This is a genomic window from Streptomyces sp. NPDC059002 (assembly GCF_042740435.1).
Taxonomy (GTDB): domain Bacteria; phylum Actinomycetota; class Actinomycetes; order Streptomycetales; family Streptomycetaceae; genus Streptomyces.
Map to the genome: position 1 here is coordinate 1 of NZ_JBHYJI010000069.1, position 22,067 is coordinate 22,067.

The 22,067-nt window shown below is 70.8% G+C and carries 18 protein-coding genes and 1 pseudogene; 17 read left to right on the forward strand and 2 right to left on the reverse strand.

Features of this window, described 5'->3' with window-relative positions; translation table 11 throughout:
- The first annotated feature begins 26 nt into the window (after nucleotides 1-26).
- The 3 genes from ACFWZ2_RS37465 to ACFWZ2_RS37475 all read left to right on the forward strand — a co-directional run bounded on the left by ACFWZ2_RS37465 (nucleotide 27) and on the right by ACFWZ2_RS37475 (nucleotide 6,484).
- Entirely contained in the window at nucleotides 27-4,040 is a 4,014-nt protein-coding gene (locus tag ACFWZ2_RS37465; RefSeq protein ID WP_384553591.1) for an amino acid adenylation domain-containing protein, read from the forward strand.
- 128 nt (nucleotides 4,041-4,168) lie between these two features.
- Complete coding sequence (locus tag ACFWZ2_RS37470) at nucleotides 4,169-6,103, forward strand: ABC transporter ATP-binding protein (protein WP_384553593.1); 1,935 nt, start codon at nucleotides 4,169-4,171, stop codon at nucleotides 6,101-6,103.
- Between the two features lie 168 nt (nucleotides 6,104-6,271).
- On the forward strand, nucleotides 6,272-6,484 hold the full coding sequence (locus ACFWZ2_RS37475) for an MbtH family protein (RefSeq protein ID WP_384553595.1): 213 nt from the start codon (nucleotides 6,272-6,274) through the stop codon (nucleotides 6,482-6,484).
- A gap of 98 nt (nucleotides 6,485-6,582) precedes the next feature.
- Here the strand turns inward: ACFWZ2_RS37475 and ACFWZ2_RS37480 are convergent, their stop codons facing one another.
- Nucleotides 6,583-7,617 carry a pyridoxal-phosphate dependent enzyme gene (locus ACFWZ2_RS37480; RefSeq protein WP_384553597.1) on the reverse strand — a complete coding sequence of 345 codons (1,035 nt, stop codon included), beginning with the start codon at nucleotides 7,615-7,617 and terminating at the stop codon, nucleotides 6,583-6,585.
- A gap of 449 nt (nucleotides 7,618-8,066) precedes the next feature.
- On the opposite strand from ACFWZ2_RS37480, the gene ACFWZ2_RS37485 reads away from it, so the two are divergent.
- On the forward strand, nucleotides 8,067-8,618 hold the full coding sequence (locus ACFWZ2_RS37485; protein WP_384553599.1) for a S1 RNA-binding domain-containing protein: 552 nt from the start codon (nucleotides 8,067-8,069) through the stop codon (nucleotides 8,616-8,618).
- Nucleotides 8,619-8,634: 16 nt separating this feature from the next.
- On the opposite strand, the pseudogene ACFWZ2_RS37490 reads toward ACFWZ2_RS37485, so the two are convergent.
- Nucleotides 8,635-9,566: pseudogene (locus ACFWZ2_RS37490) on the reverse strand (IS5 family transposase).
- Nucleotides 9,567-10,299: 733 nt separating this feature from the next.
- On the opposite strand from ACFWZ2_RS37490, the gene ACFWZ2_RS37495 reads away from it, so the two are divergent.
- The 13 genes from ACFWZ2_RS37495 to ACFWZ2_RS37555 all read left to right on the forward strand — a co-directional run bounded on the left by ACFWZ2_RS37495 (nucleotide 10,300) and on the right by ACFWZ2_RS37555 (nucleotide 21,634).
- The gene (locus ACFWZ2_RS37495; protein ID WP_384553601.1) at nucleotides 10,300-10,800 is read left to right on the forward strand and encodes an ATP-binding protein; all 501 of its coding nucleotides are present in this window, start codon (nucleotides 10,300-10,302) and stop codon (nucleotides 10,798-10,800) included.
- Nucleotides 10,801-11,054: 254 nt separating this feature from the next.
- The gene (locus ACFWZ2_RS37500; RefSeq protein WP_384553602.1) at nucleotides 11,055-11,600 is read left to right on the forward strand and encodes a hypothetical protein; all 546 of its coding nucleotides are present in this window, start codon (nucleotides 11,055-11,057) and stop codon (nucleotides 11,598-11,600) included.
- A 371-nt stretch (nucleotides 11,601-11,971) separates the two neighbouring features.
- Nucleotides 11,972-12,448 (forward strand): hypothetical protein, encoded by a 477-nt coding sequence (locus ACFWZ2_RS37505; RefSeq protein WP_384553604.1) that lies wholly within the window; start codon nucleotides 11,972-11,974, stop codon nucleotides 12,446-12,448.
- 223 nt (nucleotides 12,449-12,671) lie between these two features.
- Nucleotides 12,672-13,235 (forward strand): SAF domain-containing protein, encoded by a 564-nt coding sequence (locus ACFWZ2_RS37510; RefSeq protein ID WP_384553605.1) that lies wholly within the window; start codon nucleotides 12,672-12,674, stop codon nucleotides 13,233-13,235.
- A 41-nt stretch (nucleotides 13,236-13,276) separates the two neighbouring features.
- On the forward strand, nucleotides 13,277-14,089 hold the full coding sequence (locus tag ACFWZ2_RS37515; RefSeq protein WP_384553607.1) for a MinD/ParA family protein: 813 nt from the start codon (nucleotides 13,277-13,279) through the stop codon (nucleotides 14,087-14,089).
- Entirely contained in the window at nucleotides 14,086-15,435 is a 1,350-nt protein-coding gene (locus tag ACFWZ2_RS37520; protein ID WP_384553609.1) for a CpaF family protein, read from the forward strand. The genes ACFWZ2_RS37515 and ACFWZ2_RS37520 overlap by 4 nt, the downstream gene beginning before the upstream one ends.
- Nucleotides 15,435-16,352: a type II secretion system F family protein gene (locus ACFWZ2_RS37525; RefSeq protein ID WP_384553611.1), complete on the forward strand. Its 918-nt coding sequence runs from the start codon at nucleotides 15,435-15,437 to the stop codon at nucleotides 16,350-16,352. Before ACFWZ2_RS37520 ends, ACFWZ2_RS37525 begins: the two co-directional genes overlap by 1 nt.
- Complete coding sequence (locus ACFWZ2_RS37530; RefSeq protein ID WP_384553613.1) at nucleotides 16,349-17,248, forward strand: type II secretion system F family protein; 900 nt, start codon at nucleotides 16,349-16,351, stop codon at nucleotides 17,246-17,248. The genes ACFWZ2_RS37525 and ACFWZ2_RS37530 overlap by 4 nt, the downstream gene beginning before the upstream one ends.
- A 52-nt stretch (nucleotides 17,249-17,300) precedes the next feature.
- Nucleotides 17,301-17,498, forward strand: a complete 198-nt coding sequence (locus tag ACFWZ2_RS37535; protein WP_384553615.1) for a hypothetical protein — start codon at nucleotides 17,301-17,303, stop codon at nucleotides 17,496-17,498.
- Nucleotides 17,499-17,502: 4 nt separating this feature from the next.
- Nucleotides 17,503-17,916, forward strand: coding sequence for a TadE/TadG family type IV pilus assembly protein (locus tag ACFWZ2_RS37540; protein WP_384553617.1), 414 nt, complete (start codon nucleotides 17,503-17,505; stop codon nucleotides 17,914-17,916).
- Between the two features lie 50 nt (nucleotides 17,917-17,966).
- A complete protein-coding gene (locus ACFWZ2_RS37545; protein ID WP_384553654.1) occupies nucleotides 17,967-18,347 on the forward strand; it encodes a TadE/TadG family type IV pilus assembly protein in 381 nt (126 codons plus the stop codon).
- A complete protein-coding gene (locus ACFWZ2_RS37550; protein WP_384553619.1) occupies nucleotides 18,344-18,793 on the forward strand; it encodes a pilus assembly protein TadG-related protein in 450 nt (149 codons plus the stop codon). Before ACFWZ2_RS37545 ends, ACFWZ2_RS37550 begins: the two co-directional genes overlap by 4 nt.
- Nucleotides 18,794-18,835: 42 nt before the next feature.
- The gene (locus ACFWZ2_RS37555; protein WP_384553621.1) at nucleotides 18,836-21,634 is read left to right on the forward strand and encodes a BTAD domain-containing putative transcriptional regulator; all 2,799 of its coding nucleotides are present in this window, start codon (nucleotides 18,836-18,838) and stop codon (nucleotides 21,632-21,634) included.
- Nucleotides 21,635-22,067 lie beyond the last annotated feature (433 nt).

The window sequence follows — 22,067 nt, forward strand, 5'->3', positions numbered from 1 at the left end:
GTACCGCACGGGCCGCTCTGACGGCCATGCAACGCCCCGAACGGATCCCGCTCTCGTACGGACAGCGACGGCTGTGGATCATCAACCAGATGGACGGGCCGAGCCCCACCTACAACATCCCGGTGGCCGCCCGGCTGGCCGGAGCGGTGGACGCCGACGCGATGGGCGCGGCCTTCCGCGACCTGCTCGCGCGCCACGAGGTCCTACGGACCGTCTTCGGGGTCGCGGACGGTGAGCCGTACCAGCGGATCGTCGCCACCAGCGACCTGGACTGGGAGCTGACTGTCGCCGACGTCGAGCCGGACGGGCTGGCCGACGCGGTGGCCGCGGCGAAGGTGTACACCTTCGACCTCTCCGCCGAAGCCCCCATCCGCGCCTGGTTGTTCAGGTCCGGACCCGAGGAGCACGTCCTCGTGGTCGTGGTCCACCACATCGCCGGTGACGGCTGGTCGTGGGCGCCGCTGGCCCGGGACGTGTCCGTGGCCTACGAGGCCCGCGGCGCGGGCCGCGCCCCGGCGTGGCAGCCGCTGCCGGTCCAGTACGCGGACTACGCCCTGTGGCAGCGCGAGGTGCTCGGCGACATCCAGGACCCGCAGAGCCTGATCTCCCGGCAGGTCGCCTACTGGCGCGAGACGCTGGCGGGGCTGCCGGAAGAGCTGGAGCTGCCGTTCGACCGGACGCGTCCGGCGGTCGCCTCCCACCGGGGCCACCGGGTGCCGCTGGACATCCCGGCGGACGTCCACGCCAAGCTGGCGGAGCTGGCGCGCGCCGAGGGCGTGACGATGTTCATGGTGCTGCACGGCGCCCTGGCCGTGCTGCTCTCGCGGATCGGCGCGGGGACCGACATCCCGATCGGCTCGGCCATCGCGGGCCGCACCGACGAGGCCCTCGACGACCTGGTCGGCTATTTCGTCAACACCTTCGTCCTGCGCACTGACCTGTCGGAGGACCCGACCTTCCGCGAGGTCCTGGAGCGGGTACGGGAAGCGGGGCTCGGCGCGTTCGCCCACCCGGACGTGCCCTTCGAGCGGCTGGTGGAGGAACTGGCCCCGGCCCGCTCCATGGCCCGCCACCCGCTGTTCCAGGTGATGCTGCTCCTGCAGAACAACGAGCAGGCGGTGCTGGACCTGGCGGGCGTCGACGCACGGCGTGGGGCTCCGGCGGCCCGGTCCGCGTCCGGCTCCCCGGTCGCGTCCGAGGCGGTCGTGAAGTTCGACCTGGACGTCAGCGTGGCCGAGCTGCACGACGCCGAGGGAGTGCCGGCGGGCATGCGCGGCTCGGTGGTCGCGGCGGCCGACCTGTTCGATCCGGAGTCGGTCGAGCGGATCGCCGAGCGCCTGACCCGGGTCCTGACGGCGCTCGCCGCAGACCCCGGGATCCGCCTCGGCGAGGTGGACGTCCTCGGCGAGGACGAGCGGCTGCGGATGCTCACCGAGTGGAACGCGACCGAGGCCGAGGTCCCGGACGCGACCGTCGCCGAGCTGTTCGAGGCGCAGGTCGCCCGCACGCCCGACGCCGTCGCGCTGGTCCACGGTGACGTGGAGCTGACCTACGCCGAGCTGGACGCGCGGGCCAACCGGCTGGCGCGGTACCTGGCCGGCCGGGACATCGGTCCGGAGACGGTCGTCGCGGCGGTCTTCGAGCGCACCGTCGACCTGGTGGTGGCGCTGCTCGGCGTGGTCAAGGCGGGTGCGGCGTACCTCCCGATCGACCCGGCCTACCCGGCCGACCGGATCGCGTACGTCATCGGCGACTCGGGAGCGGTGTGCGTGCTCACCAGCGAGGAGCTGGGCGCACGCCCGGCGGCGCCCGAGCACCGTCCGAAGGTGCCCGTGCTCCTGCTGGACGGCGCGGTGGTGGCCGAGGGGCTCGCGGGACTCGCGGACGGCCCGCTGGCCGACGGCGAGCGCACGGCGGCGCTGCGGCCCGAGCACCCGATGTGGGTCATCTACACCTCGGGGTCCACCGGGCGGCCCAAGGGGGTCCTCGTGGAGCACCGGGCGATCGTCAACTTCCTGACCGCGATGCAGGACCGGTTCGCGCTCGGCGCGGACGACCGGCTCCTGGCGGTCAGCACCCACGGCTGCGACATGGCGGGCTTCGAGTTCTATCTGCCGTTCCTGAACGGCGCGCGGATGGTGCTCGCCTCGCAGGAGCAGGTGCTCGACCCGTGGGCGCTGCGTTCCCTGATCCGTACCACCGGCGCCAACATCGTCCACGCGACGCCGAGTCTGTGGCGCGGCCTGATCGCCGACGCCGACGACCCGGTCGACTGGACGGGGGTGCGCGCCATGATCGGCGCGGAGGCGCTGCCGAGTGACCTGGCCCGTACGCTCCTGGCCAGGACACCCACGCTGACCAACCTGTACGGTCCGACCGAGACCACGGTCTGGTCGACCGCCAAGGAGCTGGCGGGGGAGGGCGCCGACGCGGCGTCGATCGGCGGCCCGATCGGCAACACCCAGGTGTATGTGCTCGACAAGGCCCTCGCCCCGGTTCCGCCGGGCGTGGCGGGAGAGCTGTACATCGGCGGCAAGAGCGTGGCACGCGGCTATCTGGGCCGCCCGGAGCTGACGGCGGGCCGGTTCGTGGCCAGCCCGTTCGGCGGCGCCGGCGAGCGGATGTACCGCACGGGCGACGTGGTGCGGTGGACCGCCGACGGCGACCTGCTGTACGTCGGGCGCTCCGACGACCAGGTCAAGATCCGGGGCTTCCGGGTCGAGCTGGGGGAGATCGAGGCGGCCCTCGCCGCTCACCCCTCGGTCGGCCAGGCCGTCGCCCTCGTCCGCGAGGACCCCCCCGGGGACCAGCGCCTGGTGGCGTACGTGGTGCCGAACCGCACGGCCGCCGAGGGGGCGGAGGAGACGGACAACGCCCTCGACCGGATCGGCCAGGAGGCCCGGGCCATCGCACAGGACCGGCTGCCCGGCTACATGGTGCCGTCGGCGGTGGTCGTCATCGACCGGCTGCCGCTGATGCCGAACGGGAAGCTGGACCGCAAGGCCCTGCCGCAGCCCGAGGGCACGGGGGAGGACGAGGCCGCCAACTGGGCCGTCACCTCGTTCGAGGACTCCATGCGCGAGGCGTTCGCCGAGGTCCTCGGTCTGGAGAGCGTCGGCGTCGAGGACGACTTCTTCGCGCTCGGTGGGCACTCGCTGCTCGCGGTGCGGCTGGTGGAGGCGCTGCGGGAGCGCGGGGTGTCGATCGCGGTGCGCGACCTGTTCGCGGCCTCGAGCGTCTCCGAGCTGATGAAGCGGATGAGCCTGTCGTCGATCCGCGACGCGCTCGACGTGCTGCTGCCGATCCGGGAGCAGGGCAGCGAGCCGCCGTTCTTCCTCATCCACCCCGCGGGCGGCCTGAGCTGGTGCTACATGCCGATGGCCCGGCACATCCCGGCGGAGATCCCGCTGTACGGTCTGCAGTCCCGGGGTCTGGACGGCACGTCCGAACTGGCCCGCTCCGTGCCGGAGATGGCGGCCGACTACATCGAGCAGATCCGCTCCGTGCAGCACAGCGGCCCCTACCGTTTGCTCGGCTGGTCCTACGGAGGGGCGGTCGCCCACGAGATGGCCGTGCAGCTACAGGGGGCGGGCGAGGAGGTCTCGGCGCTGGTCATCCTCGACCAGTACCCGTGGCAGCGTGCGGACGGCTCGGACGGCGGGGTCGCCGACCACGCCGACGAGGCCGAGGTCGACGTGGACGCCAAGGTCGACCGGCTGATCGAGGTCGTACGCCGGGAGGCGGGCAACGCCCTCGGAGCGGCCACCGAGGAGGAGTACCGGACGTTCGCCCGGATCCTCCAGAACCACCGCGCGATCCGGGCCGCTCACGAGCACGGGCGCTTCGACGGAGACGCCCTGCTGGTCGTGGCCGAGCAGAGCAAGCCGGAGGGCGCGCCCACCGGCGAGCTCTGGCGGCCCTACATCACGGGTGAGATCTCGGAGACCGGTCTTCCGTGCACCCACTACGACATGGCCGAGCCCGAGACGCTGGCCGACGTGTGGACCGCGGTGGCGGCCTGGCTGGCCCCGCGGGACTGACAGCGCGGCAGGGGCGCCGGCCGGTGGCGACACCGGCCGGCAGCGGCCGTGCCCGGCGGAGACAAGCCGGTCCACATACCTATCGGGCTGAACGGCCGGTTTCACCCACAGGTTGAGGAGTATTCTTTATGGCCCTGATAGGTGGTCCAAACATCACCTCTGGAAACAAGTTCGCCGAAGGCGGGATAAGCCGTCAGAGAGTCAGGCCGGGAACGCTGCGGCGCATTCTTCCGTACGCCGCGCGCTACCGCGGGCCACTGGCGGTGCTCATCCTGGCGAGCCTGGCGTGCGGAGCGATCACCGCGGCGAGTCCGCTGATGCTCAAATTCATGATCGACGACGGCATCGTGCCGAAGAAGCACGACGTCGTCATGATGCTGGCCCTCGGTATCGTCCTGCTCGCCCTCATGGAGTCGTTCGTCCTCTACGTCGAGGCCCGCTGCTCGGGGAGGATCGGCGAGGGACTGGTCTACGACCTGCGGACCGAGGTCTTCGAGAACGTACAGCGGCAACCGCTCGCCTTCTTCTCGCGGGTGCAGACGGGAGCGCTGGTCAGTCGGCTGAACACCGACATCGCGGGCACCCGGCAGGCGATCACCTCGCTGCTGACGCAGGCCGTCTCGGCGCTGCTGACCCTGATCATCGTCGTCGGCACGATGATCTACCTGTCGTGGGAGATCACCCTCGTCGCCCTGGCGATGGTGCCGCTGTTCCTCTTCCCGGCCCGGATCATCGGGCGCAAGCTCCAGCGGATCACCAGGGAGCGGATGAACCTCGACGGCGAGATGGGCTCGATGATGAACGAGCGCTTCAACGTCTCGGGGGCGGAGTTGGCCAAGCTGTACGGCCGTCCGGCCGCGGAGTCCGCGCTCTTCCAGGAGAAGGCGGGCCGGGTCCGGGACATCACCGTGCTCAGCGTCGTGCACGGACGGATGTTCTTCATCGTCGTCACGGTGCTCACCTCCATGACGACGGCGATCGTGTACGGCATCGGCGGGAGCATGGTGATCGGCGGGGCGCTGCAGATCGGCACGCTCGTCGCCATGGTGACGCTGCTGTTCCGGATGTACGGTCCGATCAACCAGCTCGCCGGGCTCCAGATCCAGGTGCTGACGGTGCTCGTCAGCTTCGACCGGGTCTTCGAGGTCCTCGACCTCAAGCCGATCGTCGACGAGAAGCCCGACGCGCGTCAGCTGCCCCGCTCGCGGACGGGTTCCGGTGCGGATGCCGAGGCGGGAGCCCTGGACGTCGAGTTCGACCACGTCTCGTTCCGCTACCCGGCCGCCGACGAGGTCTCGCTCGCCTCGCTGGAGCCGATCGCCCTGCGGGAGAAGGACCGGGGGGACAGCTCCTGGGTCCTCAAGGAGCTGAGCTTCGTCGCCCCCGCCGGAAAGCTGACGGCACTCGTCGGCCCGTCCGGCGCCGGCAAGACCACCATCACCCAGTTGGTGCCCCGGCTGTACGACGCGACCTCCGGCTCCGTACGGGTCGGTGGCCACGACGTACGGGACGTGACGCTCCAGTCCTTGAGCGACACGGTGGGCGTGGTCAGCCAGGAGACGCACATGTTCCACGACACGATCCGCGCCAACCTGCTGTACGCACGCCCCGAAGCCACCGAGCGGGAACTCATCCAGGCGTGTGAGGCGGCGCTGATCTGGGACTCCATCTCCGCCCTGCCCAATGGTCTGGACACCGTCGTCGGCGACCGCGGCTACCGGCTCTCCGGCGGCGAGAAGCAGCGGATCGCCCTGGTTCGGCTGCTCCTGAAGTCGCCCCCGATCGTGGTCCTGGACGAGGCCACCGCGCATCTGGACTCGCATTCGGAAGCCTCGATCCAGCGGGCCCTCAAGAGCGCGCTGGCGGGCCGTACGTCACTGGTGATCGCGCACCGGCTGTCGACCATCAGGGAGGCCGACCAGATCCTGGTGGTCGAGGCCGGGCGCATCCGCGAACGCGGTACACACGAGGAGCTGCTGGCGCAGGGTGGCATGTACGCGTCGCTCTATCAGACGCAGTTCGCCGAGGAGGAGCCGGAGGCGGACATCCAGCATTTGGCCTGACAAGGAAAGCGCAATTTCTCAAGCCGTCGTTCCGAGTGTTCAACTGACGCGCGATCACGGTTGAACACCCTTGAATTTTGGATCCCGTACGTGTGGAATTCCAACACCCGGCCCATTGGTGTGGTCACCGGCGTGATCAGATATGTTCACCTGAGAAAGGACAATGCGGTGACGAATCCGTTCGACGACCCCGATGCCAGCTACCTGGTCCTCGTCAACGATGAGGGACAGCACTCCCTGTGGCCCACTTTCGTCGAGGTGCCCGGGGGCTGGACTTCCGTATACGGCGCGGCGGGCCGCGAGGACTGCCTCGCCTACATCGAGAAGTCCTGGACCGACATGCGCCCCAAGAGCCTCATAGAGGCCATGGCCGGGAAGTAGTCCGGCGATACGGGAGACACACCTCGGCCCGAAGACGGTGCGAGCCGTCTTCGGGCCGAGGTGTGTCCGGGGGGAATCCGTGCAGCGGGAGCGGACCGTCACCCCGCCAGGGGGCGCGGGGCAGGGGCCGACTCGGCCAGCAGGGCCGCCACCAGGCTCGGTTCGACGTTGCCGCCGGAGAGCAGGACGCCTATGTCGGTGCCGCGCCCGGGCCCGGCCGCGTACTCTAGCGCCCCGGCCAGCGCGGTCGCGGCTGCCGGCTCGACCAGCAGCCGGGCCCGCAGCAGCGCCGCCCGCAGCGCTTCGGCGATGGCCTCCTCCGAGACGGTCAGCACGCGTGCCGCCTCGCGTGCCGCGAGGGAGAAGGGCAGGGCGCCGATCCGGTCGGGGCGCAGCCCGTCGGCGATGGTGTGGCGCGCGCTGACCGTCACCGGCTCACCCGCGCGCAGGGCCGCGGTGAAGGCGGGCACGGCCGTCGGCTCCGCGCCGACCACGGCGGCGCCGTGCCCGGCGGCGGCCAGGCAGGCGCCCGCGAGCGCGCTGCCCCCGCCAATGGGGACGACGACGGTGTCGAGGCGGACGCCCTCCGCCGCGGCCTGGGCGAGCAGTTCGGCCGTGGCGGTGCCCTGACCCGCGACCACGTGTGGGCTCTCGTAGGGGTCGACGACGTCGTATCCGTGCAGCTCCTGGAGCTCTCCGACGGCAGCCAAACGCTCGGCGAGCGTCGTCCCGGCGAACACGACCTGGGCGCGGGCCTCCCGGATCCGGCGGACCTTGGCGGGCGGCGCGTCGGTCGGCAGCGCGATCAGCGTGGGTAGGCCGCGCGCACGGGCCGCGAGCGCGACGGCGATCGCGTGGTTGCCGGTGCTCTGGGCGATCACCCCGTGGCTGCCCGCGGCGGCCAGCTCCTCGACCGCGAGCAGCGCCCCGCGCACCTTGAACGAGCCGCCGCGCTGCAGGTTCTCGGCCTTCAGCCACAGACGTGCGCCGCACAGGGCGTCCAGTTGGTCGGACCGTATGACCGGGGTGCGCACGACCTTCCCGGCCAGCTGCGGCTCGGCGCGGTCGATATCGGCGCGGCCGAGCCCTGGCAGGGTGGTGCCGACGGCAAATGCGCTCCTGTGATTGGGCATGGGTATTCCCTTCCGAAGGTCTGTCACCAGGCCATTGCGGAAACTACCGCCGGCATTCGGGAACGCGCACGTGTCCATTTTCCGGTGGAGTTACGGAGTGGACGTTCAGGGAATCGGACTGCCACATCGGAGGCTTGAGAGCGTGCCTGGCCCTGCTCTATTGAGGCGAGGGGCGGTTGAGCAGGGCCCCACCGGGTCGGATTTCGGCCAGAATGGGCCAGGGGCTGGAAGCCGTGGGCGGGAGCGCGTCGCGAGCGCTGTGCCAACGGTCGTCCGCATAGTGATTGATCGCCTGCGCACCGGTCATTCCGCAGCGCTGGCAGGTAGCCTTCCTGTACGGCGTGGACTCCGGCCCGCGTTGAGATGGCTGACTAGGAGCTGTCCGGTCGATCAAGACCGCCTCCTTGGAACACGTTCAGCGGGCAGCTTCTGCGTGCCATGCTCAGTGCATGAACGAGTACTTCTGGCCTTCTGAGAACGGCAGGTGCCAAGCAGCCGGTGCCGCCGCGGCCTGGCCTGAGACGGTTCGCTCTTTGCCAGTTGGTACCTCGATCTCCGGTGAGGTCATCGGTAGACAGCCCTTCGGTATCTTCCTCTCCATTGACGGCCAGCCTGAAGCCGCTGGCCTGGCCAGAGTCGACAGGATGCCCAGGTGCATGGAACTGCCGACCGTAGGACAGCTCGTCACCGGCGAGGTGATCTGGCATGCCGAGCACAATCACCAGGTGGGCATCGTGCTCCGGGAGTGGGCGGAGCACGAGGACTTGCTCCCTCGGTTCGTGGAGCGTGTCGGTCAGACTGTCACCGGACGTGTCACGAAGATCGCGCCGATCGGTTTCTTCGTGCGCATCGCCGACTGCGTCGAAGGGCTCGTTCCGCTCACCGAGCCGGTCGCGGACATGGCGAAGAGTGTCCGCGAGGGCCAGACAATATCGGTGCGGATAGTCACCGTCGACCTGGAACGGTCCCGTGTTGTCCTGGCAGCCGAAGGTGTCGCCTAGAACTTTCCCAATCCCATCAGGTGCGGAGCCAGATGGTCAGGGCTGCGACGGTGGCGGTGCCGAGGTAGACGTAGCGGCGTTCGTCGTAGCGAGTGGCCATGGTCCGGGCCTGCTTGGGCTTGTTGATCGCCCGTTCGACCGTGTTGCGTTTCTTGTACCGCTCTTTATCGAAGCCCGGGGGCCGTCCACCGCGTGAGGCCCGGCGCCGACGGGCGGCCAGGCTGTCGGTCTTCTCCGGGATGATGTGCCGGATACCCCGGCGGCGCAGGTACCGGCGGCAGGGGCCGCTGCTGTAGGCCGTGTCCGAAGCCAGGTTGTCCGGCCTGCTGCGCGGTCGGCCCTGTCCCGGGCGAGGCACACGAATCTTCTCCAGCACCGGCTCGAGCTGGGTGCAGTCTGCCCGCTGACCGCCGGTCACGACCAGGGACAGCGGGCGGCAGCACCCGTCGGCGTTCAGGTGCAGCTTGCTGGTGAACCCGCCGCGCGAGCGGCCCAGGCCCTCACCACTCGCGCCACCTCCAGCAGCCGGGCCATGAGGCTCTGCCCCGGTGTTTCGGCCTGGTGTTCCGCCACTGCGGCCCCCTTTGACGCCGGGGCCGACGGCGGATCGGTGCGGGCGCCGGCCGCATGCTGATGCGCCCGCACGATCGTGGAGACCACCGCGATGTCCCAGTCGATGTCACCGGCCGCGTCTGCCGCGGCCTGCACCCGCTGCAGCAGTCGTTCCCAGGTGCCGTCGGCCGACCACAACCGATGGCGTTCGTAGACGGTGTTCCACGGGCCGAATCGCTCGGGAAGGTCGCGCCGCTGTCCCCCCGTCCGCACCCCGTGCAGGATGCCGTCGATCACCTGCCGGTGATCCCGCCACCGGCCACAACGGCCGTCGCTGATTGGTAGGAACGGCTCAAGCCGTGCCCACTCCACATCCGTCAGATCGCCCCGCCCCATGCCCGCACCAACGACCCGGAGACGGAGCGGTCACATGATCGGCCGGACAAGTCCTAGCCGGGGCGCGCGAGGCCTGCAACCTCATAGGTGAGGGATTGCGCAGGTCGAGGATGGTAGCGACCTCGGTGATCTCCTCATTGCGCCAGAAGATTCGAGTGAATAGTCCCCAGGCGTTCCGATCGGCGCAAGTCTGTGTTGCAGCAAGGCGGATTGCCTTCCCGGTGGGTATCTCTCCGGGGTCAGGGCGAGCAAGGGATATGGGTGCCCGCTTGCACCGATGTCTCCTGGATAGTTTGAACTCAGGCCCATGCATCAGTGCAGAGCGGCCAAGGTGACCTCAGATGTGTCCTCTTGGAGGAAGCAGGTAGTGACGACTTCGTGCTGCAGGCCAACGGGCGGCATTCTCCAAGGCGTTACTCAACCGGCCCTAGAAGAGGCCGTCTCGACTCCGTCGGCAACCGTACGGCGAAATGCGCTTGAAAGTTCTCGTGAGAGGGGTGGTCCGCTCTTCCGGAGTTGCCGGTGTCCTGGTCGTGTCCCAGCCGCGATGACCGTGGAGGTCACCCGTGATGGCACCGATCCTGTTCACCGCCGCCCTTCTGATGTCCAACGTCGCATCGGTCGGGCGTCTCGTCGCCTTCGGTGAGGCGAGTGTTTGCGTACGTCCCGGACGCGGGCGTCACCGCCGCGTGGTACGAGGCCGCCACGCCGGCCGCCGGGGAGGGCGACGGTGATGCCGCCGCGCCTCGTGGTCGACACCGCCTGTGTGGTGTGGCGCTGGACCGGCAGCGCTCTGGACGGGGCGGCCTGCGCCCGTACCGCTCTGCGTTGCGCCCTCGACCAACTCGGCTTGGATGGGGAGGGGATCGGTGATGCGATGCTCACCGTTTCTGAACTCGTCGCCAACGCCTCGGAGCATGCGCCGGGGCCGTATGAGTTGCGGATCCGCCGCACCGCCGCCGGGCTGATCTGCGAGGTGGAGGACGGTGATCCACGGATCCCCGAGATTCCGCCGGTTCCGGCGACGGGGCCGTATGGGCTGCCTCGACCCGAGGGGTGTGGGGGAGGCTTGGACGCATTGCTGGAGCTGCTCTCCGAACGGGGCAGGGGGCTGCATGTGGTCGAGCAACTCACCCAGGGGGCATGGGGGTTCAGGAGTGATCCGGACGCCGGGGTGAAGGTCGCGTGGTTTGCCCTCTCGGCTGCTCCGTTGAGCAGGGGCGGAGCTCTGTAACGTCCTGGTCCTCCTACGCTGCGAGGTCGAGGTGGCGACGCTGCGTCAGGCTCGTGGGCGCGACTTCGGAAGTGGGGTCCGTCGCCGTGCCGTGCGACGGACCTCGAAGCCTGTGCATGGTTGTGTAACAAGACGGGATCGGGGCGGAATTCACCCCTCCTGCTGTGGTTTACCGGCGCAACACCGGGTAACTCCAGTCGCATCCAGTCACTCAGTGTGGTCGCCCAGCTTTGAAGGGTGACGGAAGGTGGGGGATGGCGAAGATGCGACGGCGATGCAATGCGTTCCGGGCGGGGGCGAGTGCGGCGATCATGGGGCTTCTGCTGGCGGGCTGCGCGGATGACTCATCGGATGCCAGACCGGTGCAGGGGGAGGCGGCGACGGCGTCGGCCACTCCAGCGCCTCATGGCGATTCCCCGGGGGCTCTCGCGGCGTATCGCGCCATGTGGAAGAGCGTCGTGGCCGCCGCCCGAGTCTCTGATCCTGGTCATGCGCGACTCGATGACCACGCTCGTGGTGAGGCGCTCGGGGTCTTGCGCTTCATGATGCGCGAAAACAAGAAGCAGGGTGTTTCAGTCCGGGGCGACCTGCGAATCGATCCCGGGGTCGCGAAGCGAACAGTTGATGAGGTCGTCATTGGCGATTGCATCGACGATTCGCGGTGGCTTCAGTACGGCAAGGACGGGGTCCTGAAGAACGATGTGCCGGGTGGGCACCACCGCGTGGACGCGACCGTGCGCCGCCAGCATGGGCAGTGGAACGTGGAGAAGCTGTACATCGATGAGGTGGGCACATGTTGAGCCGCCGTCGTCGAGCTCCGTGGGGCGTTGCCGTGTTGGTGGGGTGGGCGGCGTGCGTGCCCGTCGTGCCGACCGCGCACGCGGATGGTGGACTCGGCAATGGAGTCAACGTGATGTGCTCCTCCTCGAGTTGTGATGTGAAGGCTCGGAGCGCCACGAAGCAATCGGGTAGTTCAGGGAAGCGGCGTCCGGTCTCGCAAGCAAGGGCGGGGGTATCCGCTGGCGGTGGTGGTGGATTGTCGTCGCCGTGGCTGACGATCGCGTCGGCTGGCTGGTATTCCGCCATGGCTGCGGGTGTGGGGGGTGTGGCTCCTCTGCCTGCTTCGTCGGCGGGGCGGGCGTCGAAGCCGGGCGGGGGTAAGGGGGTGCCGGTGGAGGTGGTCGTTCAGGAGGCGGTGGAGCGGCTGGAGTTGCCGGAGCCGGTGATCCGTACGAGTCCGGATGAGGACTTTGTGCAGGTGGTCCATGTGCCTACGTGGATGTGGGTGGAGCGAAGGACGTGGGAGCCCGTGTCGGTGTCCGCGGCGGTGGAGGGGGTGAAGGTGACGGCGACGGCCCGGCCGCGGAAGGCGGTGTGGTCGATGGGTGAGGGCGGCCGTGTGGTGTGCCGGGGGCCGGGGACGCCGTATTCGGCAAAGGTCAGTCCCAAGGCGCCTTCGCCGGACTGCGGTTACACCTATCGGCGGGCGTCGCTGTCCGCGCCGGACGGGGCGTATGCCGTGTCGGTGCGGGTGACCTGGGATGTCGAGTGGCGGGGAGCTGGGCAGAGCGGGGCCGTGCCGGGGCTGGTGATGACCGCGGAACGGCAGCTGGTGGTGGATGAGGTGCAGGCCCTCGTCACGCGCTGATGGCGCGGAGTGAGGCACGGCCCTGTCTGGGCGGGCCGGGTCGGTAGGTGTGGGAACTCTCTTGATCGCGAGGTGAATTGTGGGTACCCCCATGACTTCTTCGGCAGGGAAGACCGGTGGGCCTCGCCTGCCGGGAGTGCGGCGGCCGGGGCCGGAGCAGCCGCCGGCGGTGACGGGATCTCGGCGGCGCAGGCTGGGCTGGGTGTGGGCCGGGGTGGGGGCGGTGGTGGTCTCGGCGGTCGGGTTCACGCTGGTCGCGCAGGCGGTGGGGGAGCGGGAGCGGGTTCTGGTGCTGGCCCGTGACGTGCCTGCCGGGCGGGTGCTGAAGCCGGGTGATGTGCGTGTGGTGGAGGTGGCGGCGGACGTGGGTGTGGTGTCTGTCGGGGAGCGGAGCACGGCGCTGGGGCGGCGGGCGAGAGTGCCGCTGGTGGCCGGGGCGTTGTTGGCTCCTGGGCAGGTGGGTACGAGTGCCGCCTTTCCTCCGAAGGGGTTCTCGCAGGTGGCGCTCGCGGTGGAGCCGGGCGGTGCACCGCCGGAACTTGGTCGTGGCGAACGTGTCGCGGTTCTTGCTGGTCCGGACGGTGCTGGGGCCGTGAACGACGAGGTCAAGGGGAAGGCGGCCTCCTCGGTGGTGGCGGGAACGGTGACGGGGGTGCGCGAGCCGGAGTCGGCGGGTGGGCCGCGGGTGGTCACGGTGCTGGTGGAGACCGGGGCGGCGCGGCGGGCGGCGCAGTTGGAGCATCCGCGTGTGGTGGTGCTGCCCGCCGAGGGGCGTGAGGCTCCGTGAGGCGGCTGGTGGTTCTCGGGTCGGTCACGGGTGCGCCGGGGGTGACGACGACCGCGCTGGCGCTGGCCGCTGTGTGGCCGTCGGAGGCGGACGGCGGGGTGCGGCCGGTGGTGGTGGAGGCGGATTCCTCGGGCGGCGATTTGATGATCCGTTTCGGGCTGCCGACGTCTCCCTCGCTGCTTGATGTTGCGGCGGCGTCCGGGAAGCCGTATCCGGGCTCCCTGTTGGGGGCGGTGAGTGAACTGCCCTTCGGGGCGCGGGCGGTGGTGGCGGTGCCGGGCCGTGGGCCGTGCCGGGCGGCTGTGCGACTGCTGGCCGGCGAGGGCGGGCTGGGTGTGTTGCTGGGGGATGACCGGGACCTGGGCACGGTGCTGCTGGATGTGGGACGTATTGGTGAAGATGTCGAGCCGTTGCTGGAGGCGGCCGACCAGGTGGTGCTGGTGGCGCGGGGCGGAGCGGAACCGCTGACTCAGGTGTCCGCGTACGGCCTGAGCGCCTGTGCGTATGTCAGTCGGCTGACGCTCGCTGTGGTCGGTCCGTGCCCGTACTCGGCCGCGGAGATCACGACGGCGCTTGGCGTTGAGCGGGTGATCCCCGTGCCGTGGGACGCCAAGGGCGTGGCCGCGATGAACAGCCCTCGGCCTGGCGGGCGGCGAACGGCCGGGTTTCGGCCGCCGCCGCTGTTGACCGCCGTGCGGAAGCTGGCGCGCCAGCTCGCGAAGTCGTCAGGAGATGAGACCGGGGCCGCGGGTACGGGCAGCGATCGCGCACCCGGGAGCTGCGGGCGGCAGCTGGTGGGGCGGAGTCGGGCGGATCTGGTTGAGGTGCCGGGAGTTGAGGAGGGCGCATCATGAGTGAGCAGCTGGTGCCGTCTGGTGTGGTGCCTGGCGATGGTGAGTGGGCGCTGGCGCAGGTGGTGCGACAGCGCGTGGCGGCCCGGTTGACCGCGTACGCGGGTGAGCGGGCGGCGGCGGGCTTGCCCGCGGAGGAGGAAATGGCCCGCCGGGCCACTGTGGGACGACTGCTGGCCGAGGAACTGGGGGAGCAGCGGTGCCTGGCCCTGGCTCAGGGGCAGACGGTGATCGACGCCGTGGCGGAGGGGCGGATCGTCCAGGCGGTCATGGACGCCCTGTTCGGCACGGGTGGTCTGGAGCGGTTGCTGGCCGACAAGGCGATCGAGAACATCTGCGTGAATGGCTGCGACGTGGTGTGGGTCAAGGACGCGTCGGGAGTGTGGCGCAGCGAAGCGCCGGTGGCCGCCTCGGACGAGGAACTGGTGGAGCTGGTCCGCGCGCTGGCGGCCCGCACGGGCGGGGAGGAGCGGCGCTTCGACCGTGGGATGCCCCGCCTGAACCTGCAACTGGTCGACGGGTCGCGGCTGTTCGCGGTGATGGCGGTCACCGGGCGGGTGTCGTTGACGATCCGCCGCCACCGTTTCCCGGCTGCCTCGATGGCGGAGCTGGTGCGCCTGGGCGTGTGTGACGAGCAGCTCGCCGCTTTCCTCAGGGCGTTGGTACGGGCCCGCAAGAACATTGTCATCGGCGGTGGCACCAATGTCGGCAAGACCACCGTGCTGCGGGCCTTCGCCCACGAGATCCGGCCCGAGGAACGGTTGGTGACCATCGAGGACACCTTCGAACTCGGCCTGGATGCCGATCCGGTGGCGCATCCGAATGTGGTGGCGATGCAGGCCCGCGAGCCGAATATCGAGGGCCAGGGCGGCATTGATCAGGCGGAACTGGTGCGGTGGGGGCTGCGCATGTCCCCGGACCGGGTCATCGTCGGGGAGATCCGTGGGGCCGAGGTCATCCCGATGTGCAACGCCATGTCGCAGGGGAACGACGGCTCGCTGTCCACGATTCATGCCTCCACTTCGCGCGGGGTGTTCACCAAGCTCGCCTCGTATGCCGCGCAGTCGCCGGAGCGGCTCTCGCTGGAGGCGACGAACCTGATGGTGGCTTCCGCGGTTCACTTCGTCGTCCACCTGGGGTGGGATGCGGCCGGTTGCCGGGTCATCGACTCGGTGCGCGAGGTCGTCGACGCGGACGGGCCGCAGATCGTCTCCAATGAGGTCTACCGGCCCGGCCCCGAGGGGCGGGCGACGCCTGCCACTCCGCTGCGTGCCGAGACCGTCGATGACCTGGTCGCGTCCGGGTGGGACGCGCAGGGGGCCGCGTATCAGTGGTGGGGGGCGGCGTGATGAGCAGTCTGGTCGGGTCCGCTGCTGGCACGGGGGTCGCGGTGGCGTGCGGGACGGTGTTCGGCCTCGGTTTGGTCGCCATCGGCTATGGCGCGGTCCGCCGGGAGGCCGGTGAGGAACAGTCCGCCGGGCGGTGGCGTGGGCTGGTGGCGCGGCTCCCGGCGGACTGGACCATGCGCCGGGTGGCGATCGCGACGGCGTGCGGGGTGGTCACGGGGGCGCTGACCGGATGGCCGGTGGCGGCGGTGCTGGCCACTGTTGCCTTGCTCACGTTGCCCGGCCTGCTCGGCCCGGACCGGCAGGCGGCACGGCGTACGGAGCGGATGGAGGCGCTGGCCGCCTGGACGGAGATGCTGCGCGACACGCTGTCCGCGGCGGCAGGCCTGGAGCAGGCGGTGCTGGCGAGCGCGGACATCGCCCCGGCCGCCCTGGAGAAAGAGATGCGGCGGCTGGCTGCCGACGTCCGGTCGGGGCGGGCGCTGCCTGTAGCGCTGCGGGCGTTCGCCGAGGACCTCGATGACCCGCTGGCCGATGTGGTGGTGGCCGCGTTGGTGATGGCCACCGAGCAGCAGGCCGCTCAGCTGGCCCCGTTGCTGGGCGAGTTGGCGGATTCGGTGCGTGAGCAGGTGGCCATGCGGCAGCGCGTGGATGCCGGGCGGGCGAGCGTGAGGACCGGGGTGCGGGTCACCGTGAGCGTCACCCTGGGCATGGTCGTGGGTCTCGTCGTCCTCAACCGGCCCTATCTCGACCCCTTCAACACCCTGACCGGGCAGACGGTACTCGCGGTGGTGGGCCTCCTGTTCGCCGCGAGTTTCACCTACCTGAATGCGATCGGCCGCATCGCGGAACCGGTCCGCCTCATCCCCTCGGCCGGACCCGGCGCCACGCCGGGCATCGAACCGGGAGGTACACGGTGATCGTCATGCTCCTCGGCGCCTTGTTCGGCGCCGGGGCGACCGCTCTCGTCTACGGATTGCGTCCACCCCGCCCCGCCCTCGCCGATGTCCTCACCGCCCTCAACACGCCCGCAGCACCGGCGGATTCGCGATTCGACGCGGGGGACGAGGGGGAGTGGGCCACCAGGCTGGGCAGGCGCGCCGTCCCGCTGGTGCGGGCGCTGGGCTTCCCCACCCCCGCGCTCCGTGCGGACCTGGCCGTGTGCGGTACCAGCGAGGAGCAGCATCTTGCGGGCAAGGCGGTCTGCGCCACGGCCGGACTCCTCGCCCCGTGGGCCGCCGCACTGCTGCTGCACTGGGGAGCCGGAGTCAGTGCGGGGTGGTGGATGCCGCTGGCAGGCTCTCTCGCCCTGGCCACGGTGCTGTTCTTCGCCCCCGACCTGTCCCTGCGTCAGCAGGCCGCGCGGCGCCGCCGCGAGATGCGCCACACCCTCAGCCTCGTCCTGGATCTGACGGTGATCGCGCTCGCGGGCGGCGCCGGAGTCCAGCAGGCCATCGCCCAAGCTGTGGCCGCGCCCGCGGGGTGGGCGGCGGCCAGACTGCGGCACGCCCTGCATGTCGCGCAGCTCACCCGCACCAGCCCCTGGCCTCACCTGGGTGACCTGGGGCGCGAGCTGACCGTGAGTGATCTGACCGAGCTCGCCTCGACGTTGAGCCTGGCGGGCAGCGAGGGCGCCAGGATCCGTGGCTCGCTGGCGGCGAAGGCACGGGCGATGCGACGGCGCCGCATCGCGGAGGCCGACGGGGCCGCGCAGGCGGCCACCGAGCAGATGTCGCTGCCTGTGGTCGGCCTGTTCGCTGCGTTCTTGCTGCTGATCGGCTACCCGGCCCTCGCGCACGTCATGTCGATCAGCTGACGCCCGCTCCACCCGTGGTGAAACCGACAACCGACAAGAGAGGGCAGCCCTCATGTTCCCCTTCGACACCCTGGCCCACGTGGTCCGTGCACGCCTGGCCAAGGCCCGCCGCAGGTTCCGTTCGGACGCGGGCTACACCACCGAAACCATCGTGGTCACCGCCGTACTGGCGGTCTTGGCCTTGACTGTGGTGGGCATCATCGTCGCCAAGGTCACGGCCAAGGCCAACGGCATCGACCTGGGCGGCTAGGTCGGTGTCCGCGTACCGTCGCCGACTACGCAGTGACCGCGGGGCGGCCAGTACCCAGCTGGTGCTCGTCGTCCCGGCGCTGCTGATGATCGCGCTGCTGGTGGTGCAGTTCGCGCTGGTCTGGCACGCGCGGCATATCGCTCAGTACGCCGCCCAGCGGGCCCTGGCCGTCGCCCGTACCCAGGGCGGCACTGCGGCGGACGGTCAGGTGCAGGCACGGCGCAGCCTCGCCGCACTGGGCAGCCGGGTGCTGACCGCCTCGTCCGTGAGCGCCGAGCGCACCGCCGCCCGGACCACCGTGCGCGTGGACGGGACGGTGATCCGCGTGTTCCCCGTCCCGGGGCTGGTGCTGCATGCCTCCGGTACCGCGTCCGGACCCACCGAGAAGATCACCACCCTGGCCGGAGGCCAGCCGTGACCGGGCAGACGCACCGCACGCGCGACGACGGACAGCGGGGTTCCGCGGCGGTGGAGATGGTGCTCGTCACGCCGCTGCTCGTCCTCGTGCTCCTGGTCGTGGTGGCCTTCGGGCGTCTCGCCGATGCTCGCTTGGTCGTGGCGGACGCCGCCCATCAGGCCGCCCGCGCCGCCTCCCTGGCCCGCACCGAGAAGGCCGCCCGTGCCCAGGCCGAGCAGGCGGTCGACGCCGCTTTGCGGGAGGCGGGAGCGTCCTGCGCGCGCCCACAAGTCCGCTTGGCCACCGGCGGTCTTGCTCCGGGTGCCACCGTGACGGCACGCGTCTCGTGCACCGCGGACCTGGGCAGCCTCACTCGCACCGGGCTGCCCGGCCACATGGCTCTGACCGACACTGCCTTCTCCGTCGTCGACACCTATCGGAGCAGCCCGTGAAGCGACGTACGCGAGCACCTTGGGCGGCGGTCCGAGCCCGGCTGGCGGCTGGCGATGACCGGGGGCAGGTCACGGCGTTCACCGTCGGCGTCTTCGCCGCCCTGTGGCTGTTCGCCGGGATCGTCATCGACGGCGGGCTCGTCCTGGCCGGCAAGGCCCAGGCGCTGGACGTGGCGCAGGAGGCCGCCCGCACCGGCGCCCAGCAACTGGACGTTGGCCGACTCCGGCGCGGCGAGGAGGTCCGGCTCCTGCGCGGCCGGGCCTCGGCGGCAGCCCGCGCCCACGTCGCCTCCACCACGGACCGCGGCACCGTATCGGTCAAGGGCGACGCCGTGACCGTCCAGGTCACTCACCAGCAGCGCACCCAGATCCTGCAGCTGATCGGTCTACGCACCCTCACCGTGCACGCGAGCGGCACCGCGCACGCCGAACGTGCCACCCCGTAAAGCCTGTTCACCCATACTTCCGGCCGAAGGAGCGAAGTGGTGATGACGCCCCACCCCTCCCAGCTGCGTCAGCGGCTGGCCGCGGCCGTCACGGCGGGCGGCACCCTGGCCCTCACCCTCGCTCTGCTGGCAGGGATGCCCTATGTGCTGTGGCACGCCACCGGTCTGCCCTGGCCCGAACCCGTGTCCTCCTTCAGCGAGTTCGGCCACAGGCTGGTGCAACCGGTCAGTGACCCCTTGATGGTCGACCTGCTGGCCGTGGTGGGGTGGGTGTGCTGGGCAGCCTTTGCCTGCACGGTTGCCCGCGAAACCCTCTGGTACGCCATCCACCTGCCGCAACTGCTGCGTGACCGTCACGCACACGACGAGCACATGGCAGCCCTGTCGGTGAAGGGCTCGCTGGCCGCGCTGTGCATCGGGACCCTCGTCATCGCCCTGATCGGCCTGTGGCGCCCCCAGATGGCGGGCGCACAGCAGCCCGCCTCGCCTCCGGAGACACGGCCCCAGCTCGCCGCGACGGCCCTGCATCTCGCCCCTCAGGCCGGGCGCCCCGACTCCCTCGGCCTCGCCGCGACGCTCCCGAGGCAGGGGACGGCGCCTGGGCCGAGCGCACCCCTCGCGAGCCAGGGCGCCGCTGCCGCGACTCTCCGGCACATCGAGTACACCGTCATCGAGGGCGACACCTTGTGGGGCATCGCCCGCGCGCATCTGGGAGATGCCCTGACCTGGCCGCGGATCTACGCCTTGAACAAGGACCGCGTGCAACCCGACGGAGCCCGACTCGCCGACCCCGACCTGATCAAGCCCGGATGGCGCCTGACGGTCCCCGTCGCCCAGCCTGCCGCGCCGCCACCGGCACCCGCCCAGGAAGACAAGGAGCCTGTGGCCCCCGTCACCCCACCCGGCGAAACCGAACCCACGCCTCCAACTCCGCCTCAGGACAAGGGCGCAGGCCACCAGGGAGGCGGTGACCGCGTGCCTGCCGGGCGTGACCGACCCGCAGCGGCAGGGGCCCGTACGACGAACCAGGGGCCGGGCCCCGCCGCGATCGACATCGGCGAGGCGAGTCTGATCGGTATCACCACGGCGGCAGGCCTCCTCGCCGCCCGCCGCTACTGGCACTGGTACCAACACCGGCTGCGCCAGCCCGATCAGCACACGGCGGCCCCGCCCGCCCTGAGCCCGCTGGTCGACAAGGCCGCACAGGCCGCCCACGCAGCCACCCGGCCCCGACCACCGCAGGACCCTGAGGCGCTGGTCACTCACCGCACCCCGCCCCAAGTCCCTTGTTCTCCCGGCACGGTGACCATCGGCGTCCGGGACAACACCGAAGTCATCCTCGATGAGCTGGCCCTGCCGGGCGGGTGCGTCTGGAGTGGCCCCGGCGCCGAAGGAGCTGCCCGCGCCCTGCTGACCGGCGTCCTCACCGCCGCCGAACGTCAGCGCCCCACCTCGCCGTACATCACAGCCCTCGCTCCCCGCGACGTCGTCGAGAGCCTGCTGCCCGGACTCCCCGCCCAGTTCACGGCCCTGACCCAGAGCGCCGACTTCGCACAGGCGGTCCAGGCCGCCGAGCAGCACCTGCTCGTCCACGCCCGCACCCACGACGAGCAGGACACCGGCCCCGCCACCACCGGGCCGCTGACCGCCGATACCGTGCCGCAGACCGGCCCGGGCACCCTGCTCCTGCTCACCGTGCCGGACGCCGCCCACACCGGACAGCTACAGGCCCTGGCCGCCCGCAGCGCCCCCGGCGCACTGATCGTCATCAGCCTGCAGGGCCCGCTGCCCGGTGCCGCCACCTGGCACATCGCCTCCGACGGCACCACCACTCCCACCGGCACGCACGCCCAACACCCCGGCCCGCTCCGGCTGTTCCACCTCACCCCCGCGGCCGGACGCGAGATGACCGACGTCCTGCTCACCGCACACGGACGACAGCCCCGCCCGCGCGCCCTGGCCGACCCCGATCCGGGCCCCGACAGCTCACCCCGCCTGGACGTTGCGCCGCAGGACGAACCCCTCACCCGACCCGGGGCGCTCACCTCCACGCGACCTCCGCAGAACAAACCGGTACGCCTCCACGTCCTCGGTCCGATCACCCTGTACGCCCGCGGCCACCAGGACCCCGTCGGAACCAATCTGCGTGGCGAAGTCCACGAATTCCTCGCCCTGCTCGCCGCCCACCCCGCCGGACTCCTCGCCTCCGACATCGCCGAAAAGCTCCACCTCGCCCCCGGGACGGACCAGAACTCCCTGAAAAACCTGCGCCGCGCCGTACGCCGAGCCTTGCGTACCGCAACCGGAACCAGCACGCAGGAATTCATTCTGCACCAGGGAGAACTCCACAAACTCCATCCGGAACTCGTGGAAACCGACCTCGCTGATTTCGAGTACGGGCTGAAAGAGGCGTTCTCCGCCTTCGGGGAGGACGGAAAGCGCGATGGTGCCCTGCGCGCGGCGCGCGAAGCCCTGGCCCACTACCGTGGGCCCTTCGCCCAGGGCGCCGACTACCTGTGGGCCGACGCGATCCGCGAACACCTCGCCACGAAGGCCGCCGACGCCGCGCACCGCTTGGCCCGCCAAGCCGAGCTCGCCGCCGTGCCAGCACACGAACGGGACGCCGTCCTGACGCTCCTGGAACACCTGAGCATCCTGCACCCCGACCGGGAGCGCCTCGCCCAGCACACCATCCGCCTCTACCAGGCCGCCGGATGCCACGACGCTGCCCGGCACACCTACGCTCGCCTTCAGCGGCACCTGGCCGACCTCGGCATCGAGCCTGATCAGGCCACTCAAGCCCTCGTCGCGCCACGGTCCCGCACCCAGCAGGTGCGGTAGACCGCTGACTCACCGGGCCGGAATCCGGGCTGAGTCCGCGCTGTTCTGCTCGGGTTGCTCGATGGCGTTCGGCCCGTCGGATCTGGTGTCGTACCTGCTGTCGCTCCCGTAGCCGCGCTTGGATGCGACGCCCCGTATCCAGCGTCCGTGCAGGTCAGGGGGCTAGCGAGCCACCAGCGGGCGAGGGCGACTGTATATCGGTGCAGCAACGCATCCCGATCTACTGACAGCCAGCCCGCCCCGCGGCTCCCGTGCAATAGGCCCTGTCCCGTCGCCTGCGCCTTCCGCCTGTCTGTCGTGCTTTCGCTCAGCCTGTTCTCCCTGCCTCTCCCGGAAGTGCTCGACGGGCTCCGTCTTCGATGTGACGAAGGGGGGCGGGGGGGGGGGCCCGCGCGGACCCGGGGGCCGCCCCCCCGCCCCGCCCCGCGGGAGA